Source organism: Trebonia sp., from assembly GCF_049794275.1.
In the GTDB taxonomy this organism is placed as follows: Bacteria; Actinomycetota; Actinomycetes; order Streptosporangiales; family Streptosporangiaceae; genus Trebonia.
Window position 1 is genome coordinate 1 of the sequence record NZ_JBARCR010000158.1, and the last position, 2,869, is coordinate 2,869.

Sequence of the window (2,869 nt, forward strand, 5' to 3'; positions counted from 1 at the left end):
GCCCCGGGCACCCCAGACCGGCCCCGGCCCGACGGGCCGGCTGCGGACCGCCGCCGAGGCGGACCGCCCGCTGCTCGTGGCGTGGCTGACGGCGTTCTCCGCCGAGGTGGGGGAGCTCACCGGCGCCCCGGAGGCCACCGCCGATGAACTGCTCGGCTACGGCGGCGCGGTCTTCTGGGAGGCGGGCGGCCAGCCGGTCGCCATGGCCGCCGTGACCCGGCCGGTGATGCGCACGGTGCGCATCACGATGATGTACACCCCGCCGGAACACCGGCACAACGGCTACGCCGTCGCGGTGACGCTCGCGGTCAGCCGCGCAGAACTCGCCCGCCGGGCGAGCGAGGTGGTGCTGATCACCGACAGCAACAGGCCGCACCGGCAGGCCGCGCAGCTCGGCTACGAGCTGATCGGCGAGCGGGCCGTGCTGCGCTTCGGCCCGGCCACCGGCTCGATACCGCGGCTGCCCACCGGCCCGCTGCCGCGCCTCAGGTCACGATGACACCGACTACTGGCGACGGCCGCGCCCGCTAGGCTCACAGCCGTGACTGAGACCACTGTGATCGGGCGGATCGCCACGGAACTCGGCGTCCGCGACGGCCAGGTCGCCTCCGCCGTCCAGTTGCTCGACGGCGGCGCCACTGTTCCTTTCATCGCGCGGTACCGCAAGGAAGCCACCGGCACGCTGGACGACGCCCAGCTCAGAACGCTGGAGGAGCGCCTGCGCTACCTGCGCGAGCTCGAGGAGCGGCGCGCCGCGATCCTGGCGTCGATCACGGAGCAGGGGAAGCTCACCGACGAGCTCGCGGAACGGATCAACGCCGCCGACACCAAGGCCCGGCTTGAGGACCTGTACCTGCCTTACAAGCCCAAGCGCAGGACCAAGGCGCAGATCGCCCGCGAGAACGGCCTGGAGCCCCTCGCGGACCTGCTGCTCACCGCCCCGGACAACGACCCGGCCACGGCGGCCAGCGACTATCTCAGCGACACCGTCCCCGACGTGCAGGCGGCCCTGGACGGCGCCCGCGCGATCCTCGTCGAGCGGTTCGCCGAAGACGCCGACCTCATCGGCGCCCTCCGCGAGCGGATGTGGTCCCAGGGCGTGCTGCGGGCTCAGGTGCGGGAGGGCAAGGAGGACGAGGGCAGGAAGTACTCGGACTACTTCGACTTCGCCGAGCCGTTCGGCAAGCTGAAGTCGCACCGCGTGCTGGCCATGTTCCGCGCGGAGAAGGAAGAGATCCTCGATCTCACGCTGGACCCGAACGGCGACGCCGACGGCCAGAGCTACGAGCAGCCCATCGCCGAACGCTTCGGCGTCCGCGACCGGGGCCGCCCCGCCGACCACTGGCTGCTGGACACCGTCACGTGGGCATGGCGCACCCGCGTCCTCGTCCACCTCGGCATCGACCTGCGGATGCGGCTGTGGCAGGCGGCGGAGGCCGAGGCCGTCGACGTGTTCGCCGCCAACCTGCGCGACCTGCTGCTAGCCGCGCCGGCCGGCCAGCGCGCCACAATGGGCCTCGACCCCGGCTTCCGCACCGGCGTCAAGGTCGCCGTGATCGACCAGACGGGCAAGGTCACCGCCACGCACACGATCTACCCGCACGTCCCGCAGCACAAGTGGGACGAGTCGCTGGCGATCCTCGCTCACCTCGCCAGGGAGCAGCACGTCGAGCTGATCGCGATCGGCAACGGCACCGCGTCGCGGGAGACCGACAAGCTCGCGATGGACCTCATCGCGGCCAACCCCGGCCTGAACCTGACCAAGATCGTCGTCTCCGAGGCCGGCGCGAGCGTCTACTCCGCCAGCGCCTACGCCAGCAGCGAGCTCCCGGAACTGGACGTCTCTCTCCGCGGCGCGGTATCGATCGCGCGCAGGCTCCAGGACCCGCTGGCCGAACTCGTCAAGATCGACCCCAAGTCCATCGGCGTCGGCCAGTACCAGCACGACGTCACCGGCAGCAAGCTGGAACGCTCCCTGGACGCGGTCGTCGAGGACTGCGTGAACGCCGTCGGGGTGGACGTCAACACCGCGTCCCGACCGCTGCTCGCCCGCGTCTCCGGCATCACCGACGGCCTGGCCGCCGCGATCGTCGCGCACCGCGACGCCGCGGGCGCGTTCGCCGCCCGCCAGCAGCTCATGACCGTGCCGCGGCTCGGGCCGAAGGCGTTCGAGCAATGCGCGGGCTTCCTGCGCATCCGCGGTGGTGACGACCCGCTGGACGCGTCCGGCGTGCACCCGGAGTCCTACCCGGTGGTCCGCCGCATCCTGGCCAAGACCGGCGCCGGCGTGGCCGCCCTCATCGGTGACACGAAGACGCTCCGCGCGCTCAGCCCGGCGGAGTTCACCGACGAGGCGTTCGGCCTGCCCACGGTCAGCGACATCCTGAAGGAACTGGAGAAACCCGGCCGCGACCCGCGCCCCGAGTTCCGCACGGCGACGTTCGCCGAAGGCGTGCACACCCTGGACGACCTGGAGCCCGGCATGGTGCTCGAGGGCGTGGTGACCAACGTCGCCGCGTTCGGCGCGTTCGTCGACGTCGGCGTGCATCAGGACGGCCTGGTGCACGTGTCCGCGATGTCCGCCGGCTTCGTCTCCGACCCCCGCTCGGTCGCCAAGCCCGGCGACGTCGTCCGCGTGAAGGTCCTGTCGGTCGACACCGCCCGCCAGCGCATCTCCCTGACAATGCGCCTGGACGACGGTGCTGCAAGATCCGGCGGCTCCCCCCGTGGCCCCCGCCCCTCATCCCGAACGGAAGCCCCTGACTCCAGACCCGCCCCCGCTTCTCCAGCCCGTGGCGCCCCCCGCGGCGGTCCAGCCGCCCCCAAGGCCGCACGCCCCGGCGGCGAGGGCCGCGCCCCAGGCAACGAC

The 2,869-nt window shown here is 72.4% G+C and carries 2 protein-coding genes; both read left to right on the forward strand.

Annotated features, from left to right (window positions below):
* Window positions 1-499, forward strand: a 499-nt coding sequence (locus tag WA805_RS04575; protein WP_422289176.1) for a GNAT family N-acetyltransferase, incomplete at its 5' end; no start/stop codon positions are given.
* A gap of 42 nt (window positions 500-541) precedes the next feature.
* On the forward strand, window positions 542-2,869 hold a 2,328-nt coding region (locus WA805_RS04580; protein ID WP_425241714.1), incomplete at its 3' end, for a Tex family protein.